Consider the following 2,217-nt stretch of genomic DNA (forward strand, 5'->3'; position numbering starts at 1 on the left):
GCGCGAACACCAGTTGTCTGGCGGCGAAGGCGACTGCAGCGGCTGCGCGGCCTCGACCCGCGAGCGAAAAGAACGTCACCTGAAACCCCCACAGCTGCCCCGCCGCGCGCGCCTGTCCGGTGATGTACCACCACTCGGTGCGCAGCGCCGGATGGCTGCCATGGTCCTGCGGGAACACCAGCGTGCGGGGGCGCGAGGGCGTGGGCGGGCAGCCAGGGGCGCGCCGCCCGCCAGGGCCGTGGCCGCCAACCAGGAGCGGCGCGTCCAGCCGGCGGGCGGGGCAGGGGGCGCTGGCGGTTTCATGGGGTGCATGGCGGGTGGCCTGGCGCACGCAGGGTGCGGCGGGTGGCAAGGGGGATGACGAAAGCAGGCAGGGGCATCCAGCCATTGTCACCGCGCGGAAAAAAGCGGTTGGCGCAAACCGATCGGTGCCTGCACGTGGCCAGCCCCATGGCGCGGTGGCTGGTGCCGGCAGACCGTCCCGTGGTGGGTTGGCAGGCGGGGAGCGCCGCAGCGCCCGCGACCGTTTCCTCAGCGGGCCATCACAGCCCGTAGAACGTGCGATTGGCTTGCATGCGCGCGGCCTCCGATGCCGGAAAGCGCTGGTCGCGCAGCAGTTGGCGCAAGGCGTCCCGGCCCTGGTCCTGCGCGCCGGGGGCGTAGAAGGAGCTGACGGCCAGTTCGTCCAGCGCGCGCCAGGCGTACACCGCGCCGTCCACGAACAGGATGTCCGCCGGCCTCGGGATGCGCGCGGCCTGCTGGGCATACAGGTGCGCCAGCGCGAACTCCGACCGCAGGCGGTGGTAGCGCGCCAGCTCGCACAGCGGTTCGGCGCGCTGGGGCCGCTGCGCGTAGGCGGCGAGGTAGGCGTCGCGCACCGCGCTGTCGGGCATCTGCAGGCGCTCGGTCAGCACCGCCACCTGGAACAGCGCGTACCAGGATTCCTCTTCCCAGCCGCCCATGCCGGCGCGGCGGCGGTACCACTCCAGGCTGTCCTGCAGGCGGCCCGCGTCGCGGTAGCTTTGCGCCAGATAGAACACATTGCGGGTGTTGTCCGGGTGATCGCGCAGGTCCTGCTCCAGCACCGCGATGTCGCGCAGGTAGGTGTCGGGATCGCGCCCGCGCGCGCCATCATGGGCCACCTCGATGACCGGGCCCGCCAGCGTCTGCCAGGGCCCGTGCGAGGGCGCGGCCAGGTACTCGTGCAGCACGCCTTCCCAGCGCCAGTCCACGCGCGTGGCCACCATGCTGTTGCGCTGGTATTCCCAGCCGTTCATATCGCACAGGAAGAGGTAGCCGTCCGCGTCGAGCGCCGGCCACCGGTACTGCGCCGGCATGCGCAGCTGCTCATCGGCGTCGATGAACAGCAGGTAGTCGGCATGCGGGCGGGCCAGCTCCAGGGCCTCGTTGCGGTTGTGCGCGAAGTTCTTCCACGGGCGCTCGTGCAGGGTGCCGGGAAGGTCGTGCAGGAAGCGGCGAACGATGTCCTGCGTACCGTCCGTGGAGCCCGTGTCCACGATGACCCAATGGTCGATGAACGGCCGCACCGAAGCGAGGCACCGGGTGATCACCGGTGCCTCGTTCTTCACGATCATGTTCAGGCAGATGCGGGGGCGGATCACTGTGGGTGCCGTGGCAGCCGCAGGCACGGAAAGCCGAAGGCGTTCATATCCCGGGATGCCTCACGGAGGGGCGTTACTGGCAATACGCTTCAGCCACCACGTTGGCGACTTCGGTGCAGTTGAACTTGCAGGACCACTGCGTTGCGGACGAGCGATAGGATGATGCGATGACGTTGCGGAAGTCGGTCGAATTGCATCCGCCGGACACGACGTTGCCCGCGCTGCAGGTCGCCGTCCGGGTGTCCTCGCCAGTACCGCCGTTGCAATTGGTGGCCGTAGACTGGGATGTGGTCAACGAGCCTACGCTGCCCGTGGCCCCCGTTGCGCCAGTGGCGCCCGTCACGCCGGTCGCTCCTGTGGCGCCGGTCACACCCGTGGCACCGGTCACGCCCTGGATGCCTTGAACTCCCTGATTGCCTTGAGCGCCTTGAGGCCCCGTCGGCCCCGTCGCTCCGGTGGTTCCTGTCGGGCCGGTCACGCCCGTCGCTCCCGTGACGCCGGTCACGCCCTGGATCCCTTGGGGGCCGGTGGCGCCGGTCGTGCCCGTGGCTCCGGTCACCCCTGTCGCGCCAGTGGCGCCCGTCACGCCGGTCGC

General features: G+C 70.5%; 2 protein-coding genes and 1 pseudogene. All 3 read right to left on the minus strand.

Annotated elements, in window-relative coordinates; genetic code table 11:
- On the minus strand, positions 1–331 hold a 331-nt coding region (locus AC27IO_RS23165; RefSeq protein WP_498741009.1), incomplete at its 3' end, for a lipocalin-like domain-containing protein.
- Positions 332–542: 211 nt separating this feature from the next.
- Positions 543–1,595, minus strand: coding sequence for a tetratricopeptide repeat protein (locus AC27IO_RS23170; protein WP_498741011.1), 1,053 nt, complete (start codon positions 1,593–1,595; stop codon positions 543–545).
- Between the two features lie 100 nt (positions 1,596–1,695).
- A pseudogene (locus AC27IO_RS23175) lies at positions 1,696–2,217 on the minus strand (collagen-like protein); the annotation flags it as partial.

The sequence above is a fragment of the Acidovorax sp. KNOB132 genome (genome assembly GCF_057541515.1).

Excerpts from the sequence above, each read along its gene's own strand:
- AC27IO_RS23170 (WP_498741011.1), bottom strand. The coding sequence starts at position 1,595 with ATGATCGTGAAGAACGAGGCACCGGTGATCACCCGGTGCCTCGCTTCG.